General features: G+C 64.6%; 12 protein-coding genes. 9 read left to right on the top strand and 3 right to left on the bottom strand.

Annotated elements, in window-relative coordinates:
• The first annotated feature begins 91 nt into the window (after positions 1-91).
• From PO883_RS09820 to PO883_RS09790, 7 genes are all read left to right on the top strand, one after another.
• Positions 92-760, top strand: coding sequence for a phosphatase PAP2 family protein (locus PO883_RS09820; RefSeq protein ID WP_187363272.1), 669 nt, complete (start codon positions 92-94; stop codon positions 758-760).
• 123 nt (positions 761-883) lie between these two features.
• Complete coding sequence (gene smc, locus PO883_RS09815; protein WP_289309592.1) at positions 884-4,411, top strand: chromosome segregation protein SMC; 3,528 nt, start codon at positions 884-886, stop codon at positions 4,409-4,411.
• Complete coding sequence (locus PO883_RS09810) at positions 4,408-5,541, top strand: cell division protein ZipA C-terminal FtsZ-binding domain-containing protein (protein WP_289309591.1); 1,134 nt, start codon at positions 4,408-4,410, stop codon at positions 5,539-5,541. Before smc ends, PO883_RS09810 begins: the two co-directional genes overlap by 4 nt.
• Positions 5,542-5,604: 63 nt before the next feature.
• The gene (gene ligA / locus PO883_RS09805) at positions 5,605-7,638 is read left to right on the top strand and encodes an NAD-dependent DNA ligase LigA (RefSeq protein WP_289309668.1); all 2,034 of its coding nucleotides are present in this window, start codon (positions 5,605-5,607) and stop codon (positions 7,636-7,638) included.
• Positions 7,625-8,518: a UTP--glucose-1-phosphate uridylyltransferase GalU gene (gene galU / locus PO883_RS09800; RefSeq protein ID WP_167086309.1), complete on the top strand. Its 894-nt coding sequence runs from the start codon at positions 7,625-7,627 to the stop codon at positions 8,516-8,518. The genes ligA and galU overlap by 14 nt, the downstream gene beginning before the upstream one ends.
• Positions 8,515-9,051, top strand: coding sequence for a peptide deformylase (gene def / locus PO883_RS09795; protein WP_289309590.1), 537 nt, complete (start codon positions 8,515-8,517; stop codon positions 9,049-9,051). Before galU ends, def begins: the two co-directional genes overlap by 4 nt.
• A 5-nt stretch (positions 9,052-9,056) precedes the next feature.
• Positions 9,057-9,569: a hypothetical protein gene (locus PO883_RS09790; protein WP_289309667.1), complete on the top strand. Its 513-nt coding sequence runs from the start codon at positions 9,057-9,059 to the stop codon at positions 9,567-9,569.
• On the opposite strand, the gene PO883_RS09785 is transcribed toward PO883_RS09790, so the two are convergent.
• Entirely contained in the window at positions 9,553-10,266 is a 714-nt protein-coding gene (locus PO883_RS09785; RefSeq protein ID WP_289309589.1) for a dienelactone hydrolase family protein, read from the bottom strand. The two genes, PO883_RS09790 and PO883_RS09785, sit on opposite strands and share 17 nt — an antisense overlap.
• An 82-nt stretch (positions 10,267-10,348) precedes the next feature.
• Positions 10,349-11,983: a M28 family peptidase gene (locus PO883_RS09780; RefSeq protein ID WP_289309588.1), complete on the bottom strand. Its 1,635-nt coding sequence runs from the start codon at positions 11,981-11,983 to the stop codon at positions 10,349-10,351.
• 213 nt (positions 11,984-12,196) lie between these two features.
• Between PO883_RS09780 and PO883_RS09775 the strand changes: the two genes are divergently transcribed.
• The gene (locus tag PO883_RS09775; RefSeq protein ID WP_289309587.1) at positions 12,197-13,084 is read left to right on the top strand and encodes a CPBP family intramembrane glutamic endopeptidase; all 888 of its coding nucleotides are present in this window, start codon (positions 12,197-12,199) and stop codon (positions 13,082-13,084) included.
• Between the two features lie 131 nt (positions 13,085-13,215).
• Positions 13,216-13,923, top strand: coding sequence for an aquaporin Z (gene aqpZ, locus PO883_RS09770; protein WP_289309586.1), 708 nt, complete (start codon positions 13,216-13,218; stop codon positions 13,921-13,923).
• A gap of 30 nt (positions 13,924-13,953) precedes the next feature.
• On the opposite strand, the gene PO883_RS09765 is transcribed toward aqpZ, so the two are convergent.
• Positions 13,954-19,887: a LamG-like jellyroll fold domain-containing protein gene (locus PO883_RS09765; protein ID WP_289309585.1), complete on the bottom strand. Its 5,934-nt coding sequence runs from the start codon at positions 19,885-19,887 to the stop codon at positions 13,954-13,956.
• Positions 19,888-20,100 lie beyond the last annotated feature (213 nt).

Raw genomic sequence — 20,100 nt, 5'->3', positions numbered from 1 at the left:
ATATTATTAACATTCGCGTATCATTCGGGCCGGGCCTGATCGGCATTGCAGCGCCGGCCAGGCCCGGCTTTTTTCACTTCCGACCCTGTCTATGAATTGGTATCACCTTACCGCGCTGGGCGGCATCGCCGTCACCGCGCCCCTGGGCATCGCCATTGCCGTCTGGCTGGCCGCCGCCCACTGCCGCCGCCGCGCCCTGTACTGGTGCCTGCTGTTCGGCGCCACCCTGTTGATCGTCATCGCCAGCAAGATTGCCTTCCTCGGCTGGGGGATCGGCATCGAAGCTGTGCATTTCGCGGGCTTCAGCGGCCATGCCGCGCGCGCCGCGGCCGTGTTCCCGGTGGCCGCCTATCTGGCGCTGTGCGGGCGCGCCAAGGCCTGGCGCTACCTCGCGGTCGGCCTGGGCGTGGCGCTGGCGCTGGCCGTCACGCTTTCGCGCGTGATGGTCGATACCCATAGCGTCTCGGAAGCGATCCTCGGCTGCCTGCTCGGGCTGGCGTGCGCTGGCGCGTTCATCGCGCTGGTGCGCTCGAACCGCCAGTTCCAGCCCAGCTTGACCCTGATCGCGCTCACCTTGGCCGTGCTGCTCATTCCGTACAAGGGCGAGCCGCACAATTCGCAGCAATGGATGACCGGCCTGGCGCTCGGTTTGTCCGGCGCCGACCGGGTCTACACGACCGCCACCTGGGGCCCGACGCGCAATCCGTATTCGCCGCCATGCCCCAAGGCCGATCGTTACTTCAACTACGTCTGTTTTTAGGCCCGGCAAGCGCCGCCTGCCCGCCTGGAGCCGCTGCGCGGGCGGGGCGACGCCTGTTCTCCGAAAACACGGCAACAAATGGTATGATGGACACCTTTAGGATTCCCGAGCTAGCTATACAACGTGCGCCTGTCTTCCATTAAATTGTCGGGATTTAAGTCTTTCGTCGATCCCACCAATTTCCAGGTGCCGGGGCAGCTGGTTGGCGTGGTCGGCCCCAATGGTTGCGGCAAGTCGAACATCATCGACGCGGTGCGCTGGGTGCTGGGCGAATCGAAGGCTTCCGAGCTGCGCGGCGAGTCGATGCAGGACGTCATTTTCAACGGCTCGACCCACCGCAAGCCGGCCGGGCGCGCCTCGGTCGAACTGGTGTTCGACAATAACGACGGCAAGGCCTCCGGCCAGTGGGGCCAGTATGCCGAAATCGCCGTCAAGCGTACCCTCACGCGCGACGGCACCTCGACCTACTACATCAACAGCCAGCCGGTGCGCCGGCGCGATATCCAGGACATCTTCCTCGGCACCGGCCTGGGGCCGCGCGCCTACGCCATCATCGGCCAGGGCATGATCTCGCGCATCATCGAATCGCGTCCGGAAGAACTGCGCGTGTTCCTCGAAGAAGCGGCCGGCGTGTCAAAGTACAAGGAACGCCGGCGCGAGACCGAAAACCGCCTCAACGACACCCGCGAAAACCTGCTGCGCGTGGAAGACATCCTGCGCGAACTGAACGCCAACCTCGAAAAGCTCGAAGCGCAGGCGGTCGTCGCCAACAAATTCCATTCGCTGCAAGCGGACCAGGAAGAAAAGCAAAAACTGCTCTGGCTGCTGCGCAAGAACGAAGCGCAGACCGAGCAGAACCGCTTCTTCCGCGAGATGGAGCAGGCCCGCACCGATCTGGAGGAGCAGACGGCCAAGCTGCGCCACGTCGAACTCGATCTCGAACACATGCGCCAGGCGCATTTTTCGGTGGGCGACCGCCTGCACACGGCGCAGGGCCACCTGTACCAGACCAATGCCGAAATCGGCAGCCTGGAAGCGCAGATCAAGTTCGTCATCGAATCGCGCAGCCGCCTGCAAAACCAGCTGGCCGCGCTGAACGCCCAGCGCAACCAGTGGCAGACCCAGGGCCAGGATTACCAGCAGCAGATCGAGGAAGCCGAGTACCTGCTCGAAGAACTGGGCGGACGCGTCGAGCAATCGCAGATGAACGCCGAAGCGCAGGGCGAGCGCCTGCCGGACCTGGACGCGGCCTGGCGCGCGGCCCAGCACAAGACCACCGAATCGCGCGCCCGCATCATGCAGGCGCAGCAGCAGATCGAACTCGAATCGGCGCACCAGCGCAATGCCTCGAACATCCTCAATGGTTTGCAAACGCGGCGCGAGCGCCTGCAGCAGGAAAAGAACGGCCTCAATCTGCCCGACAGCAGCCACCTGGCCAACCTGCGCATGCAGCTCGAAGAAAAGCAGCAGGCGCTGGAAGAGCAGACCATGCTGCTCGAAGAAGCGACTGAACAGCAGCAGCGCACCGAGGAAGAGCGCAGCGCCGCGCAGGCGCAGGTGAACCTTGAGACCGCAGCCAACGCGCAGCTCGAAGCGCGCCTGTCGGCCCTCAAGCAGATGCAGGAACGCGTGCAAACGCAGGGCAAGGTCCAGCCCTGGCTGCAAAAGCACGAACTCGACGCGCTGCCGCGCCTGTGGCACAAGCTGGGCATCGAACAGGGCTGGGAAACGGCGCTCGAATCGGTGCTGCGCGAGCGCACCGGCGCGCTCGAAATGTCGAACATCGACTGGGCCAAGGCCTTTTTCAGCGATGCGCCGCCGGCCAAGCTGGCGCTGTACGCGCCATCGCTGGCCGGCGCCGCCGCGCCGCTGGAAACGCCGGGCCTGAAATCCTTCGCCAGCCTGCTCAAGCTCAATGAACCGGGCCTGCGCGGCTTGCTGCAAGACTGGCTGCACAATGTCTTTGCCGCCGAAGACACCGCCAGCGCCTTCGCCGAGCGTGCGCGCCTGCCGCAGGGCGGTTCGTTCATCACGCGCCAGGGCCACGTGGTGACCCAGTCCAGCGTGCGCTTCTACGCGGCCGACAGCGAGCAGGATGGCATGCTCGGGCGCCAGCAAGAGATCGACAACATCGGCAAGCAGTTGCGCGCGCAAACCATGCTGGCCGACCAAGCGCGCGCCCGCGCGGTGCGCGCCGACGCCGCCATGTCGGACCTCACGCGGCGCTTGCAGGATGCGCGCCAGCGCGTCGCCACGCTCACGCAAGGCGTGCACGCGCTGCAAATCGAGGTGGTCAAGCAGTCCGAGGTCGAGGCGCGCTTCAACCAGCGCAGCACGCAGATCCAGGCCGACCTGGCCGAGATCGCGACGCAGGAAGCCGAGCAGCAGCAGGTCCGCATGGAGTCCGAAGAAAAATTCGAACAGCTCGACATGGAACTGGCCGAGCTGCAGGGCGCGCACGAAGATGGCCAGACCGATTTCCTGAACCGTGAACAGGCGCTGACGGACGCGCGCGAAAAGCTGCGCGAGCTCGAACGCGCGGCCCAGGAAGCGCAGTTCGCCGAAAAAACCCAGCGCAGCAAGATCGAGGAACTGCGCCGCAATATCGCCACCGCCACGCAGCAGGCATCCCAGGTGGGCGAGTCCATCGCGCTCGGCCAGATGGAGCTCGAAGCGCTGGAAAGCGGCGCCGCCAGCGATGGCCTGCAAGACTTGCTGGAGCGCCGCACCAACCAGGAAAAGGCGCTGTCGGACGCGCGCCATGAACTGGACCAGATCACGCAGCAGCTGCGCGCCGCCGAAGACACGCGCACCCAGTCCGAACGCAGCCTCCAGCCGCAGCGCGACAGGATCTCGGAAATGCAGCTCAAGGAGCAGGCCGCGCGCCTGAACCAGGAGCAGTTCGCCGAAGCGCTGAAAACGGTCGATGCCGACGAAGCGGCGCTCTCCGAAAAGCTGCACCCCGACATGAAGCCGTCCTACCTGCAGGGCGAGGTGACGCGTTTGACCAATGCCATTGCGCTGCTGGGCGCGGTCAACCTGGCCGCGCTGGACGAACTGGCGCAGGCGTCCGAGCGCAAGAACTTCCTCGACGCGCAGAACAATGACCTGAACGAAGCGATCAACACCCTGCAAGACGCCATCGCCCGCATCGACAAGGAAACGCGCGAGCTGCTGCAGGATACCTTCGACAAGGTCAATTACCATTTTTCGGAACTGTTCCCGATCCTCTTCGGCGGCGGCAACGCCAGGCTGGTGATGACGGGCGACGAAATCCTCGACTCCGGCGTGCAGGTCATGGCGCAGCCGCCGGGCAAGAAGAACGCCACCATCCATTTGCTGTCGGGCGGCGAAAAAGCGCTGACCGCGACCGCGCTGGTATTTTCGATGTTCCGCCTCAATCCGGCCCCATTCTGCCTGCTCGACGAGGTCGATGCGCCGCTGGACGACGCCAACACCGAGCGCTTCTGCCGCATGGTAAAACGGATGTCCGACCATACTCAATTCCTTTTCATCTCGCACAATAAAATTGCGATGGAAATGGCCAATCAACTGATCGGTGTGACGATGCAGGAGCAGGGCGTATCGCGCATTGTGGCGGTGGACATGGAGTCCGCCGCGAATTTTGCTACCGAGGCACAAGCAGCATGACTGATTTACAAATGAGCCTGATCGGCGCGGCCGGCGTATTCGTCGCCGGCGTCTTCGCGTACAACAAGTGGCAGGAGCACAAGGCCAAGAAGAGCGTCGAACGCGCCTTCGCGTCCGAGCACGACGACGTGCTGCTGCGCCCCGGCGACATCGTGCGCAGCGAACCGAGTTTCGACCTGAAACCGGCCGCGCCGGCGGACGATACGCCGGCAACTGCCGCAACGCCGGTCGCGGCGCCCGCCGCTGCGCATGCGGACGAGGCGGCGGAGGAGCCGGCCGCGCCGCTGGCCCCCGTGGCGGCGCCGGTCGAAGCGATCACCCCGGCCACCGAGCTGGCCACCAGCCTGGTCGACCCGCTGATCGATGTCCTGATTCCGCTGGCGCTGGAAGCGCCGGTGCGGGGCGACAAAATCCTGCCGGTCCTGCACACCCTGCGCCATGTCGGCAACAAGCCGGTGCACTTCATCGGCCTGCACGTCAACGGCGACTGGGAACCGATCGTCCACGGCGGCGTGTACACCAAGCTGCAGGCTGGCGTGCAGATGGCCAGCCGCACCACGGCGCTGAACGAACTCGAATACTCGGAACTGGTCACGCGCCTGCGCGCGGTGGCCGACGATATCGGCGCCGAACCGGAAATCCCGGACATGATCGAAGTCATGGGCGAGTCGCGTACCTTGCACCGCTTCGTTTCCGGGCATGATGCCCAGCTGGGCGTGAACCTGTTGTCCTACGGCGCCCCGTGGTCGATCGCGACCCTGATCGGCGCGCTGGAGAAGCAGGGCTTCGACGTGCGTCCCGACGGGCGCTACATCATGCCCGATGGCGATGGCGGCCAGCTGTTCACGCTGACCACCAACGTCACCCTGGGCGCCGATACCACCTCGCGCCTGACGCTGCTGCTGGACGTGCCGTGCGTGGCGCCGGCGCGCGCCGGCTTCGGCGCCATGCTCGCTTGCGCCAAGGCGCTGGTGGGACGCCTGGATGCCGTCATCGTCGACGACAGCGACCAGGCCCTGACCGACCAGGCCCTTGCCGAAATCAACAGCCAGGTGCTCGATTTCTACCAGGAGATGGAAGCGGCCGACATTCCGGCCGGTTCGACGCGCGCCATGCGCTTGTTCAGCTAATACAAAAAGATCATCGTGACGACAATAACTCCAACCACCCAGCACGGCGACGACCTTGGCCGCATGGCGCAGCTCACGGCCGAACTGAATCGCCATATTTTCTCGTACCACGTGCAGGATGCGCCGACCATTCCCGACGCCGAGTACGACCGCCTGTTCCGCGAATTGCAGGCGCTCGAAGCGGCCCACCCGGAAGCGGTATCGGTCGACTCGCCGACCTACCGCGTGGGCGCCACGCCGCTGCCCGAATTCAAGCAGGTCACGCACAGCATCCCGATGCTCTCGCTGAACAACGGCTTTGAGGACGAGGATATCGAGAACTTCGACCGGCGCGCGCGCGAAGGCCTGGACGCGGAGCAGGTCGAGTACGCGGCCGAACTCAAGTTCGACGGCCTGGCGATCAGCCTGCGCTATGAAAACGGCGTATTCGTGCAAGCGGCCACGCGCGGCGACGGCGCCACCGGCGAGGACGTGACGGCGAATATCCGCACGGTGCGCGCCATTCCGCTGCGCCTGCACGGCGACGCGGTGCCGGCGGTGCTCGAAGTGCGCGGCGAAGTGCTGATGTACAAGGCCGATTTCGCCAGGCTCAATGCGCGCCAGCGCGACGCCGGCCAGAAGGAATTCGCCAATCCGCGCAACGCCGCCGCCGGCAGCCTGCGCCAGCTCGACTCGCGCATCACGGCCCAGCGCAGCCTGCGCTTCTTTTCGTACGGGGTCGGCGCGCTGGAAGGCGCCGCCATGCCGCCATCGCATTCGGCCCTGCTGGACTGGTACCAGACGCTCGGCCTGCCGGTGTCGAGCGAGCGCGCCGTCGTCACCGGCGCGCAGGGGCTGATCGATTACTACCGCGACATCGGCAAGCGCCGCCCCACGCTGGCTTACGAAATCGATGGCGTGGTCTATAAAGTCAACCGCCTCGAACAGCAGCAAAAGCTCGGCTTCGTTTCGCGCGCGCCGCGCTTTGCCATTGCCCACAAATTCCCGGCCGAAGAAGCGCTCACGCAGGTGCTCGACATCGAAGTGCAGGTCGGCCGCACCGGCGCGATAACGCCGGTGGCACGGCTGGCGCAGGTCAACGTCGGCGGCGTGAACGTCACCAACGCCACCTTGCACAACGAAGGCGAAGTGCGGCGCAAGGATATCCGCATCGGCGACACGGTCATCGTGCGCCGCGCGGGCGACGTGATTCCCGAAGTGGTGGCCTTCGTGGCCGAGCGCCGTCCGGCCGACGTACGCGAATTCGTCATGCCGGCCAACTGCCCGGTGTGCGGTTCGCCCATCGTGCGCCTCGAGGACGAAGCGGTGGCGCGCTGCTCCGGCGGCTGGACCCATTGCAGCGCCCAGAAAAAGGGTGGCCTGATGCACTTCGTGTCGCGCCGCGCGCTCGACGTCGAAGGCCTGGGCGACCAGCTGATCGAACAACTGGTCGACAAGGGCCTGATCAACAACGCGGCCGACCTGTACACGCTCGACAAGGACAAGCTGGCGGGACTCGACCGCATGGCCGCCAAGTCGGCCCAGAACGTGGTCGACGCGCTCGAAAAATCGCGCGACACCACCATGGGTCGCTTCATTTACGCGCTCGGCATCCGCAACGTGGGCGAGTCGACCGCCAAGGCACTGGCGCAGCACTTCGGCAACCTGGAAGCGCTGCTGCACGCGGCCAATTTCGAAGGCGGCCTGCAACTGCTGGAAGTGCCCGACGTCGGCCCGATCGTGGCGCGCTCGATCAGTGAATTCTTGACCGATGCCGACAACCTGGCGCTGGTGCGCACCCTGGCGGGCAAGCTGCGCTGGAAGGAAGGCGAGCACGTGATGAAAAACACGGGCGCCATGGCCGGCAAGACCTTCGTCATCACCGGCACTCTGCCGACCCTGTCGCGCGACGAAGCCGGCGCGCTGGTCGAAGCGGCCGGCGGCAAGGTCTCCGGATCGGTATCGAAAAAGACCTCATACGTCGTTGCCGGCGCGGACGCCGGCAGCAAACTGGCCAAGGCGCAGGAGCTCGGCATCACGCTCCTCGACGAAGCGGCCCTTCTTTCACTGCTGGCGACAGCATCTTCCACGGAACCGAATCAAGATGAATCCAGTTAGAAAAGCAGTCTTTCCCGTAGCCGGTCTCGGTAGCCGTTTTCTGCCGGCCACCAAGGCGCAGCCGAAGGAAATGCTGCCGATCGTCGACAAGCCGCTGATCCAGTACGCGGTCGAAGAGGCGGTTGCCGCCGGCATCACCGACATGATCTTCATCACGGGCCGCAACAAGCGCGCCATCGAAGACCATTTCGACAAGGCCTACGAACTCGAATCGGAACTCGAAGCGGCCGGCAAGGCGGAGCTGCTGGAACTGGTGCGCAACGTCATCCCGAAGAACATCAACTGCATCTACATCCGTCAATCCGCGCCGCTCGGCCTCGGCCACGCGGTGCTGTGCGCGCAGCCGGTGGTGGGCGACGAGCCGTTCGCGGTGCTGCTGGCCGATGACTTCATGGACACCGAACCGGGCGCGCGTCCGGTGCTGGCCCAGATGACCGATGTCTACGCCTACGAGCAATGCAGCGTGCTGGCGGTGCAAGAGGTACCGCGCGCGAACACGCGCCAGTACGGCATCGTCAAGGCCACCTCCTACCGCGAAAACCTGGAGCTGGTGTCCGAGATCGTCGAAAAACCGAAGCCGGAAGTGGCGCCGTCGACCCTGGCGGTGGTGGGCCGCTATATCCTGTCGCCCAAGATTTTCCGCTACCTGGAGCACATCGGCACCGGCGCCGGCGGCGAAATCCAGCTCACCGACGGCATCGCCGCGCTGATGGCGGCCGAACGCGTGCTGGCCTACCGCTATGCGGGCCAGCGCTACGATTGCGGCTCCAAGCTGGGCTACCTGACGGCGATGACGGCAATGGGCCTGAAGCACCCGGAAACGGGCGAAGGCTTCCGCACCTTCCTCGAACAGCTGCACCGCGAGCAGAACTTCTCATGACCGTCCGCGACATCCTCAAGATGGGCGATGCGCGCTTGCTGCGGGTGGCCGAACCGGTAAGCGAGTTCGGCACACCGGCCATGGAGGCGCTGATCGCCGACATGTTCGATACCATGCACCATGCGAATGGCGCCGGGCTGGCCGCGCCGCAGATCGGCGTCAATCTGCAGCTGGTGATTTTCGGCTTCAAGGATAATCAGCGCTATCCGGACGCGCCGGCGGTGCCGCAGACGGTGCTGATCAATCCCGTACTGACGCCCCTGTCCGAGGAAAAGGAAGAAGGCTTCGAGGGCTGCCTGTCGGTGCCGGGACTGCGCGGCAGCGTGCCGCGCTTTACGCAACTGCGCTACGAAGGCGTGGACCAGCATGGCAAGCGCATCGTGCGCGAAGTCGACGGTTTTCATGCGCGCGTGGTACAGCACGAAGTCGACCACCTGCTCGGCATCCTGTATCCGATGCGGATCGAGGACTTCACCAAATTTGGCTACACGCAGGTCATGTTCCCCGACCTGGACCCTGACGACGACGATTGACCACCATGATCTTGAAGAACTTGCCGGCCCTGGGCCTGGCGCTGCTGGCATGCGCTCCGGCGCTGGCCGCGAATGTGACAACGCCTGACGCGACGGCCACCGCCTTCGACGGCAGCGAAAAGCGCAGCCAGGTGTGGCTCACCAGCGGCTTTGCGACGCACCACTTCCAGAGCGACAAGCACCTCAACGGGCGCAATCCCGGCTTGGGCGTGGAGTATCGCCTGTCGGAATATTCGGCACTCACGGCCGGCCGCTTTTTCAACAGCGACCGCCAGCACTCGAAGTATGTGGGGATGTATTACCAGCCCCTGTCGTACGCGGGCGTGCGCTTTGGCGCGGTGGTGGGCGGCTTCGATGGCTACCCCAAGATGCGCGGCGGCGGCTGGTTCCTGGCCGCGATTCCGACCGCCACCTTCGAGTACCAGCGCGTCGGCGTGAACGTGGCGCTCGTGCCGACCTATAAAGACCGCCTGCATGGCGGGATTTCGGTGCAGCTCAAACTCAAGCTGTTCGAGTAGCCTGCTTGAGGTGCTGCGCGAAAAAGACCCGCGTCCTGTCGTTGGCCTGGGTGGCCGCCTGCGCGTCGAAATGCACGCCGTTCCAGCGCGCGAAGGCGTGGTTCTGGCCGGGATAGGTGAACATCTGCACCAGAGGGTTGCCCTCGGCGGCCTTGACGATGCTGGCGCGGGCGCCTGCTGAAATATACTCGTCGGCTTCGCCCAGGTGCATCATCAGGGGGCAGGCCAGGGACTTGAAGGCGTCGATATGCTTTTCGGTGCCGCCGCCGTAGTACGCCACCGCGCAATCGGGCCTGGCGCGGGTGGCGGTCAGGAAGGTCAGCAGGCCACCCATGCAAAAGCCCATCACGCCCGCCTTGCCGGTCGCGCCGGGGAGGGCGCGCGCCGCCGCCAGGGTGGCGGCGATATCGTCCACGCCCTTGTCCACGTTGAACGCCTTATACAGCGCCATGGCTTTTTTCCATTCGGCGTCGGTCTTGTCGGTCAATTCCACATGCGGTTCGAGGCGCCAGAACAGATCGGGGCAGACCGCGATATAGCCTTGCGCGGCTAGACGCTCGCACGTCTCGCGCAGGTCGGCGTTGATGCCGAAGATCTCCTGCAGGACGACGATGGACGGTGCGGGCGTGGCGGCCGGAAGGGCGACGTAGGCACTGAAACTGCCGTCCGGCGTGTCGATGGAGATGCGTTCGTTCATGTGCGGCCTCCTTGCGCTGGTGAGGAGACAATTGTGGCACAAACCGGCAAACCGGAACGCCCGCGTGGCGCGGGCGCCACCGTCAGCGCTTCACCTTCCCCAGCGGATCGCCCTTGTTCCAGGCCGGCATGGCGGTCGCATTGGCCACCTCGTAGCCGAGATTGAGCGTGAACTGCGCCTGCTGCACCATGCCGCGCAAATCCCACGCCGGGTTGTACTCGTCGCTGACCTGATGATAGTGATCCTTGAAGCCGACCATCTTCGCGCTCGACGCGCCGTTGTGATGCTCGAACTCGAAGCTGCCGTCGCCCGAAAACACGGCCGAACCGACGTTAAACGCCGGTACGCCCGCTTTCGCGAAATTGAAATGGTCGGCGCGGAAGTATGCCCCGCCCAGGTCGGGCGTCTGCGGCGCCAGGCGCATCCCCATGGCCTTGGCCACCTTGGCGGCGCTGGCGTACAAACTGCTGCGCTGCGCGCCGGCCACGCCGATGTCGCGCGTGGGGCCGACGAAGTTCATGCTGTCCAGATTCAGGTCGGCCGCGGTGTCGGCCAGCGGCCAGACCGGGTCGCGCACGTAAGCGAGGCTGCCGATCAAGCCTTGTTCCTCGGCGCACGGCCACAGGAAAATCTGGGTGCGGCGGGCCGGCTGGCGCACCGCCGCCTGCGCCATCGCCAGCAGGGCGGCGGAGCCGGATGCATTGTCGACCGCGCCATTCCAGATGTGATCCGGCTTGCCGTCGGCGCTGTCGATGCCGAGGTGGTCCCAGTGGGCCGAATAGATCACGGCCTGCTGCTTGAGCCTGGCGTCGGTGCCGGGCACGATGCCGACCACGTTGAACTGTTCGACCGGGCGGATGGCACTGTCGACGGCGACCCGGGCACGCGCTTTCAAATCGACCGCCTTGAAGCCGCGCACCTCGGCCCTGGCGCGCAGGGCGTCCAGATCCTGGCCGGCGGCGGCGAACAGGGCGCGCGCCGTCGCTTCCTGCAGCCAGCCTTGCAGCGCGTTGCCTGCGCCGGTCAGGTGGAACTGTTCCTTGCTCATGCCGTTGGCCGGCACGCTCCACGGGTAGGAGCTTGACTCGGTCGTGTGAATCAGCAGCACGCCGGCCGCGCCGCGCCGCAGCGCTTCTTCGTACTTGTACATCCAGCGGCCCGCATAGGTCAGCGACTTGCCGCCGAAGCGGTTCGGCTCCGCCGCCGTCGGCTTGGGGTCGTTGACCATCATGATCAGCAGCTTGCCCTTGACGTCGGTGCCCGCGTAGTCGTCCCAGCGTTCATCCTCGGCGCTGATGCCGTAGCCGACGAACAGCAGCGGCGCGTCGAAGCGCACTGTCGGCTTGCCGCTGGCATTGTTGAAAACGATCTCCTTGCCAAGCTGCGGCGCGAGCGTCTTGCCGCCCACCTCGAAGCTCACCGCGCTGGTGGGCAGGGTCTTGGTGCCGACCATCTTCACCGACTGGCGGTACACCTTCCCGACGCCGGGCAGGAGGCCGATCGCGGCGGCCTGGGTTTCGAGGTAGCGCACGGCCAGTTCGCCGCCGCGCTGGCCGGTGCCGCGCCCTTCGAGCATGTCGTCGGCCAGGAAGGACAGGTGGGCGCGCAGCGGCGCTTCGGCTACCTTCGGCGTGGCTGGCGCGGCGGCGCGTTTCTGGGCGAAGGCCGGCTGGCTTGCAAGGACGAGGCCGATGGCGAGTGCGGAAACGCGGCGCATTGATACTCCAATGAAAATGTACAGGGGGAGCATCGTGCCATGAATGGGGCAGGGGCGCAATCGGCCATCCTCGCGGACGGCAGTCGCCACGTTGCTTCTCGCGCGCCAATCAATTACAATTTTGCAACTTTATCGAGGCGCATGCTGATCTATGACATCCACTTTTTCCCGTATCGCCCTTGTTGCCGAAGCCAGCCCGAGCGGAGAACCGGCATGATGCATCTCACTGCCGCGCTGGTGATGACCTACGGGCTGCTTGCGCTTGCTGTTTGTTCGGTGTGGCTGGCCCCGCTGACCTTGCGTTCCGGACTGGCGCTGCCGCCGTGGCTGGGCATGCTGACGCTGGCCTGCGCGAGCGGCGTGGCGACCGGCCTGCTGTCCCTGCTGGCGATCGCCGCGCTGCTGGCGCTGGGCGCTCTGGCGTACGCCGCGCGGCGCAGCAAGAGCGGGCCGCTGCAGGTGCTGCTGATGGTGGCGATGGGGTGCATGCTGCTGGCCATGTCGATGCACCGTTTTCCAGGCTTCGTCAATCCGCCGCTGGTGTCGGACCTGGTGATCAGCGCGGCGGCGGCGCCGGTGACGCAACGGCTCAATTTCGATACCGCCGCCGCCGGACTGATCCTGTTTGCGCTGTTTTGCGTGCCGGCCCGTACCCGCGAGCAATGGCGCGAGGTGGGGCGGCATTACTGGATCATCCTCGGCACGCCGCTGATCGTGCTGCCGGTCGGGCTGCTGGCGGGCTATGTCGATGTCGACCTCAAGCTGTCCGCGTACACGCTGTGGTTCATCGCGATCAATCTGCTGTTTACCTGCGTGACCGAGGAAGCGTTCTTCCGCGGCTTCATCCAGGAGCAGCTGACGCGCGCCATGCGCCGCTGGAAGGCCGGGCCGATGATCGCCCTGTGCGTGGCGGCGCTCCTGTTCGGGCTGGCGCACGCGCGCGGCGGGGCGCTGCTGGCCGGCCTGGCGGCCCTGGCGGGGCTGGGCTACGGATATGCCTACTTGCGCTCGAAGCGCATCGAAACGGCCATCCTGACCCACCTGGCGCTCAACAGCATCCACTTCATCGCGTTCACCTATCCACGCCTGGGCGCGGCCTGAGGCGGCCCCGGCGCAGCCTGGCGCCCGCTTCCTCATGAACAAATCCGCAATTTTATTGTTGCGATAATGATTTGTAGGTGGCAATATGTTTGCTCTGGGGCTACAGATTCCTCTGTCGCGCAGCGATCTCATTGAATAAGGATAATTTCATGAAACAGTACAGCGCCGAATTTCTCGGAACCTTTTGGCTGGTGCTTGGCGGTTGCGGCAGTGCCGTGCTGGCGGCGGCGTTTCCGGGCGTCGGCATCGGGCTGCATGGCGTCTCGCTGGCCTTCGGCCTGACGGTGCTCACCATGGCGTATGCGATCGGCCATATCTCGGGCTGCCACCTGAACCCGGCGGTATCGATCGGCTTGTGGGCGGGCGGACGCTTTCCGGCGTCGAAACTGTTGCCGTACATTGTAGCGCAGGTGATCGGCGCCATCGCCGCCGCTGGCGTGCTGTACGTTATCGCCAGCGGCGCCGCCGGCTTTGACGTGAGCAAGGGTTTCGCGTCCAACGGCTACGGCGACCATTCGCCGGGCGGCTACTCGCTGCTGGCGGCGCTGGTCACGGAAGTGGTCATGACGATGTTCTTCCTGATCGTGATCCTGGGCGCGACCGACAAGCGCGCGCCGGCCGGCTTCGCGCCGCTGCCGATCGGGCTGGCACTGACCCTGATCCACCTGATCAGCATTCCGGTCACCAATACCTCGGTCAACCCGGCGCGCAGCACCGGCGTGGCGCTGTTCGCGGGCGATTGGGCCATCGGCCAGCTGTGGCTGTTCTGGGTCGCGCCGATCGTTGGCGCGCTGCTGGGCGCGCTGGCCTACCGCTTCATCGCCAGCGAAGACAAGTAAAGCCGGCACGACGCGCCAATCCGGCGTGGCTCATGTCAGCCACGCCGGACGCAGTCCGGACGCGGTGAAGACGAGGATAATGTCGTCCACGTTCGCCTCCTGGAACGATTCGCTGAGCGAAAAGCTCGAAAATTGATCGGTCGTTAGCGTAAATTTCCACAAGGCGCCTGTTCCTGCCGCTCCCCTCAACACGCTCCAGCTCGGTGTACCGGATTGCGTCGAACTGGCGAGCCCATGGATCAAGGCGGCCGCTGCGCCCGTGGTCGGGGCCGCGCCCCCGGAAGGCGTCAATGCCGGCGCAACGAAGGCCGCCGGGTAGCTGCCGTCCTTCAAGTGCATCGACAGCGCCACTTCATCGATCTGGAGATCGGACAGCCCTGCGGGAAACGATCGCGCATCCATATGGAGATCGATCTCGTACACGCCCGCACGCGAGGGATTGGACAGCTCATACCAGACGTCGGGCAGGTCGCGCCGCACGCTATAGCTCAGATCGCCGCTCCAACGGCGCGGCAACTTCTTGATTACCCGGTCACGCAGTTCGTAGCTCATCAGCGCACTGTAATCAACGGTCAGCACCACTTCGGCAAGCGTATCGAAAGCGAAGGGATTCGCGGCCGGTGGCAGTTCGAAGTACCAGGTCGTGTCCACGCCCGTTCCCTCGAAGGGGTATAGCATGTCCGGCTGGGCATCGAGTTCGAATACACCCGTGGCGGCCACGGGCGACGTCAGCGCGACGCTCTGGGGATCCTGGCGCACCACGACGGTCGGAAAGCCCGGCTCGGCGGTGACGACGCGCGACAGGCCGCCGTTGGTCAAGGTGGCGCGGATGCCCTGGCCTGGCGGGATGAGCGCGGCAACCGAGATGCGTGCACGCTTGAGCAAGCGCATATAGTGCCCCGGGAAGCCTTCATCGAACCATTGCATCGGTGTGGAAATGGTCAACACACCGGTACGCCGGAATTCTTCGAATTCAACGGGCATCAGGCGGGAAAGCGAAAAACTCTGGCTCAGGTTAAGCAAGCGGCGTTCGGAACTGAAGGCTTGCTGGTCGAGCGTGTAGAGGTCTTGCAGCAGCCGGGTCGACCCGCCGATCCCGCGCCGGTCCGGTGTGGCGCTGCCATCCGCCCCGCCCGATGCTTCCGATGCAGATAACCAATAGTCTGACTTGATCTGGCGCACAGGCGTTTCCTGGCGTTCGAAGGCGAGTTGCAGTTCGGCCTGTTGTGCGGTACTGGCTGCCGTACGCAGGAAAAATGCATAGGTCTCGACCAGCACCCCGGTCAGCCATTGGTAGAATTCGACGCTGGTAAATTTGTTATTGAGAAATGCCAGCATCTGGCGCGATTGCGTCAACTGGGTACGGGCGATCAGCGACTCTTGCACGGCGATGGCGATGCGATCGTCCGCAGCCACGAGCTGCTGCGTTCCGATCAGCACATCCTGCCTGGACAAGTCGTGTTGCAGTTGCCATTCCTGGGCCCTGCGCTCGTGCGAGGCGAGGATGCCGGTCAACTGGCTTCTGGTTTCCTGGTCAATCAGGAAGCCCTGGGCTACCGCCTTGCCGGCGGCGGCGGCCGCGATGGTGACACCAAGTGCCATTTTCGCACCCGCCGACAGCACGGTCTCGATCAGGCCTGCCGCCACTTGTATCGCTTGCGTGCCACTCATGACCGCGTCGGCAATATTCATGACCTGACGACTCGTACTTGTTTCTTGAATATACCTCATCTGCAATCGTTCGTTCTCGTTCGCGCCGGCGGCAAGCCAGCTTTGGTATCGATCGCTCTGCATTTGCGAACGGCCTTGTTGCAGCTGCGCCAACACCTTTCCTGTCCGGGCATCGTCTTCGCCTAACTGGCGCAGCGTGACGGTTTGTCCGGCGATTTCGGAAATGAAATTCTCGCGCATGAGTTTTTCGGCTTCCGCTTCGCCTTTTTCCATGACGGACAAATAGTGCGACTCGAACTGCTGGGCCTGTGCGGCCAATTGCCTGGCACGCTCCATCAATATCTTGAAGCGGTATGGCGTCGGCCTGGTCAGGCTCGACGCCGCGCCCGCATGCGGGCCCCGGGTCAGGTCCGGCGCCAGCGGTGTGCCTGCAAAACTCAAGCCGCGCCGCAATTTGCGTAAAGCGACATCGACGTGCGCCCGTTGTGCCGCCACGACCGGATTGGGCAGATAGGCCTGTTCCGGCCGCACCGGTTTCAGGTCGCGCAATTCATCGAAGGCGAGCACTTGCCTGGCTTCCAGGTAAATCGACAGTGCCTTGTTGCGCGCGTCTTTGGTTCCTGCCGCATACTCGCCGTCCGCTTGCGCCAGCAGGCAGTGGGCGATTTGGGTGATCGTATGGCGCGTGTACGGATTGCCCCAGATGCGCTGGCCGTTGTCGTCTTGCCGCAAGGCGACCGCATGCGGGTCGGTCAGTTCCAGGGTCCAGCGGTCGTCGAAGAAGGGGGCCGGGGCTTGATGATCGTGTTCGCTCCTGAGCAAGGCGGCGCGCTTGCGTGCGGCTCCCGGCCGGCTCGCATCGAACACTTGCCGGTAGGTGTCGAGGGCGGAGGCATACAGTCCAGCCCTTTGCAGCGCGAGGCCGATTGCCATCGGTGCAAAATACGCGGCCTCGTCGCCGGCGAGCGCATTGCGGGCAAGGGTAAAGGCGGCCGGCGGCCTGGTCAGGCTGCCCGACGACAGCGGCTGCATGTTGCGCAATTCAGTTTGAAATGTATCGAACGCGGCCGATCGTCCTTTCTTCAGCTCCGGGAACAAGAGATTTTCCGGATACAGATAGCTCAGCACTGCGGCGCGCCAGTGTCCATAGTTGCCCAGCCACTGCCATTCATCGTCGAATTGCTCGCGGTATTCGGGCTTGATGGTCCAGCGCCCGGCCACGTGACTTGCTTCGTACCATGCATGGCGAATGCCATTGATGAGTGTTTGCAAGCTGAGCGTCGCCTGTTCGAGCGGCGTGACCAAGGTGGCACTGGTCGCGGCAAAATCGACCAGCCAGCGTTCGGTCAACTGATCCATGCGTTGGGTTGCGAAAGGCAGCGCCGCGATCCCGAGCAAATCGTCGCGCAGCAAGGGCAGCGTGATGCGCTGCACCTCGCCCACCGAGCGTTCTTGCGCATCCCGGATGGTTTGCCAGGCCCGCAGCCTGCCGCCCAGGCGCCGCTCGATGGCGGTTCTTTGCAGTGCGTTGCCGCGCCAGGGCAAGAAACCGGACTTGTAGGAGCCGGGATGCCAGGCCGCCGCCGTTGTCGCGGTGGGCCAGAGGCGCGATCCGAGGGCCGTCTCCGCCTGTATCCAGGGCGTGTAGCGGGTACGCACTTTCCATAATTGCGTGAGCAAATGGGCAAAGTCATTGCGTTCTTGCGGGCCAAGCGCGACAGTGAGCTGGTCGATGTACGCCAGCAGGCGCCGGAACATCTTGTGATCGAGGTGGAAATGCGCGAGTTCGGCGCCAATCGGTATCCCTGCTTTTTCCGCAATCGACAAGGCCTGTAATTTGCTCAGTTCGTCGCGCGAATAGACTTTGTCGAGCGCGGCGGCGGCCGACCCGGCGCCGAGCAGTGCAGCGAAGGCGTCGAACTGCACCGTCAATTCCGTGCTGCGCGCGCGTAGCAGGGCTGACCAATCGAGCGCGGCAGGGGCGAGGTCCGCCATCTCCACCAGATCCGGATCGAGTTCCGGCGGCATGGCTTGCCGCGCGTCTTCCTGCGACCATCGATAGCTCAGATTGAAGCGCTGGGCCGACACGATCCCGGTGAAGTCGATGGGTAATTCCGACGGAAACTCTGGCGTGTAGGTAAGAGGCAATCCGAAGGCGCCTGCCAGCCACGGCTCGAACATGGTCGAGCCCGGTGGATAATTGGGCATGATGGTGGCCAGGTTGTCCCCGCTGGCGACCGGCGTGAGCAGTCCCAGGCGCTCGGCCAGGGCATGGCGCTGGGCGCCGGACAAGGCACCCAGTCCGCGCAGCTCTTCCAGCGAGGTACCCAGTCCGAGCAGCAAGGCCTCGTAGGCGGCTTCATGGTAGTCGGCAATCGGCGTTGCCGTCATGCCGAGGCGGCGATTCAAGGCCAGTTGTTCCACGTCTTCCGGCTGCAAGGCATAGCCGTACAAGCGAAGTTCCGCGAAGCCGCCCTTGTAGCTATTCGAGTAGGGACTCTTGCCGATAATGAGGGGATCGGTATTGGCCACGACACTGCCCGCCAATGTCACCTCGGCATCCAGTTTGCCATCGATGTACAGCTTGAGTTGCCCGCCTGATTTTACATAGGCAAGATGCGACCAGCGCTGGACCGGCAAGGTGCTGGCGGAGGCGCCGCCATCGTCCACATTGCCCGTTGTTGAAATACGAAAATACACGGTATTCGAGTCGGGCATGAGCCACAGGCTGAAGGTGCGGTTCACATCCGTGGGCCATACCGGTTCATGCCCTTTGTACAGGATCTGGCGCCACGTGCCGTTGCCGGTATCGTTCGGATAGACCCAGCACGAGAGCGTGAAATCGCGCTCGTCGCGGCCGACTTCGAGCACCGGGCGGTGCCCGATCTGGGCGTACGATTCGCCGTCGAGCACCATGGCGCCCTCCATGTCGGTGCCTGGGGCGCCAAGCATCCGGGCCACCACGTCGGCATAGCTGCCGCTACCGTGATAGCCACCGTTCAGGTCGAAGCGTCCGGCCCGGTCGCGTACGCCGTCGGGTGCCTGCTGCGCCAGTTCCGCAAACGTCCAGCGTCCGATCAGGCTGGCCGTGTCGGCGGATTTGACGTCCCGCAAGATCTGCACTGGCGTCAGCAGGTCGGAGACGGGCCGCCCGGCGGCGACCGAACCCGGTTGCGCGAGCTCGCCGAATGGCTGCCGAAATTCGCGTGTCAGATCGACGGCGCTTGCCGCGCCTGCGTTTGGGGTATCGCCGGTCAGCAGATGGCTGCGGGCGAAGCGCAGCAGTTCGTTGAGATAGGCTGAAGGGCTGAGCAACTCGTCGATCGACTTCGGCTGGTACGAGGACACCACCTCGAACTGGCGTACCGCGATGCGCGCGCGGGTGTTGCCCACCACATCGGCCGCCGTCATGGTCAGCTCGTACTGGCCATAGCTGGCCACGCTCAGCTCGAAAACCCAGGCGCCGCCGGCGACGTTGACCGGCACGTCGGTTTGTCCGGCGAACGAGTAGGTCAGCGTACCGTCCTTGTAGCCGCTTTGCGGATCGCTCACGGTGCCACGCACCGCCAGGGTCAAGGGCAATTGCCCCACCACGATCACCTGGTCTTCAGCCGGTTCGCTGATCGCGATGGACGGATCGGTGAAGTCGCGCGTCTGGAAATTGAACTGGGTGGTGGTGACGACACCGAAGAAATCCGTGTCATCGACCAGGATGGCCGGACCCATGGGTGCGTATTTTCCCGGAAGGAAGGACGAGAAGGCGAGGGCGGCCAAGGGCGTCGCCGGAGAACCGGTCTGGCGCGGCAAAAGATCGCCTTGCGCGCGAAGCTGCACGCCGATCGCGCGTGTGGGACTGCGCGGCAAGACCTCGATCTGCAAATGCCGGCCGCCTTCCGGCAAGTCGATCAGTTGATTGCCGCTTGCGTCCAGGCCTTCCAGCTTGAGCGCGAGCGGCACCCGCAGGTTCGGTGCGATATTGAACGCGACGCTCTCCAGCACCTCGGCCTGGTCGAGCAGGGACACATCCGCATGGCCGGGCTTGCAAGAGGAAAAAGTAATTTTCCAGTCGCCGTTGTGATCGGTCCTTGTATTGCCTGTCTGATCGGGCGTATTCGCTTGCTTCAGCGTGACGGACAGCGGCGCGTTTCTGTAAGGGACCTCGATCGTATGCGTCGCCCCATGGCTGTTCTCGGTTTCGATCACCTCGAACCAGCGACCCGCGCAAAACAAGCCATTTCCTTGCGCCGGACCCGCGACGAGCTGCCCGGCGGTGGGTGTTGCGATGAATGCCATGCTGTCTCCTTTGTTCGACGCTTCGATCCGGGCGGCGTTCCGGCTATCCGGGAGCGCATCGCGGCGGACGTGCCGCCGCGTCTATCCGGATTCAACATCGGTTTCTTCGTTCATTTGTCACGAACAAACAGCCTTTACCCCCGGTCCAGATCGCACTGCCTTGACGCCCTATTGCGGCTGTGGCATTCACCAGGCCGGCGCACTTGCCACCCT

The sequence above is a fragment of the Massilia sp. DJPM01 genome, assembly GCF_030348125.1.
Classification (GTDB): domain Bacteria; phylum Pseudomonadota; class Gammaproteobacteria; order Burkholderiales; family Burkholderiaceae_D; genus Telluria_A; species Telluria_A frigida.
The sequence above is the reverse complement of the archived record's forward strand: the minus strand, read 5'-3'. Positions and strand labels throughout refer to the sequence as shown.

Bases quoted from the DNA above. Each gene is read 5' to 3' on its own strand.
- PO883_RS09820 (WP_187363272.1), top strand. From the start codon at position 92: ATGAATTGGTATCACCTTACCGCGCTGGGCGGCATCGCCGTCACCGCG.
- PO883_RS09810 (WP_289309591.1), top strand. From the start codon at position 4,408: ATGACTGATTTACAAATGAGCCTGATCGGCGCGGCCGGCGTATTCGTC.
- ligA (WP_289309668.1), top strand. From the start codon at position 5,605: ATGGCGCAGCTCACGGCCGAACTGAATCGCCATATTTTCTCGTACCAC.
- galU (WP_167086309.1), top strand. From the start codon at position 7,625: ATGAATCCAGTTAGAAAAGCAGTCTTTCCCGTAGCCGGTCTCGGTAGC.
- def (WP_289309590.1), top strand. From the start codon at position 8,515: ATGACCGTCCGCGACATCCTCAAGATGGGCGATGCGCGCTTGCTGCGG.
- PO883_RS09790 (WP_289309667.1), top strand. From the start codon at position 9,057: ATGATCTTGAAGAACTTGCCGGCCCTGGGCCTGGCGCTGCTGGCATGC.
- PO883_RS09785 (WP_289309589.1), bottom strand. From the start codon at position 10,266: ATGAACGAACGCATCTCCATCGACACGCCGGACGGCAGTTTCAGTGCC.
- PO883_RS09780 (WP_289309588.1), bottom strand. From the start codon at position 11,983: ATGCGCCGCGTTTCCGCACTCGCCATCGGCCTCGTCCTTGCAAGCCAG.
- PO883_RS09775 (WP_289309587.1), top strand. From the start codon at position 12,197: ATGATGCATCTCACTGCCGCGCTGGTGATGACCTACGGGCTGCTTGCG.
- PO883_RS09765 (WP_289309585.1), bottom strand. From the start codon at position 19,887: ATGGCATTCATCGCAACACCCACCGCCGGGCAGCTCGTCGCGGGTCCG.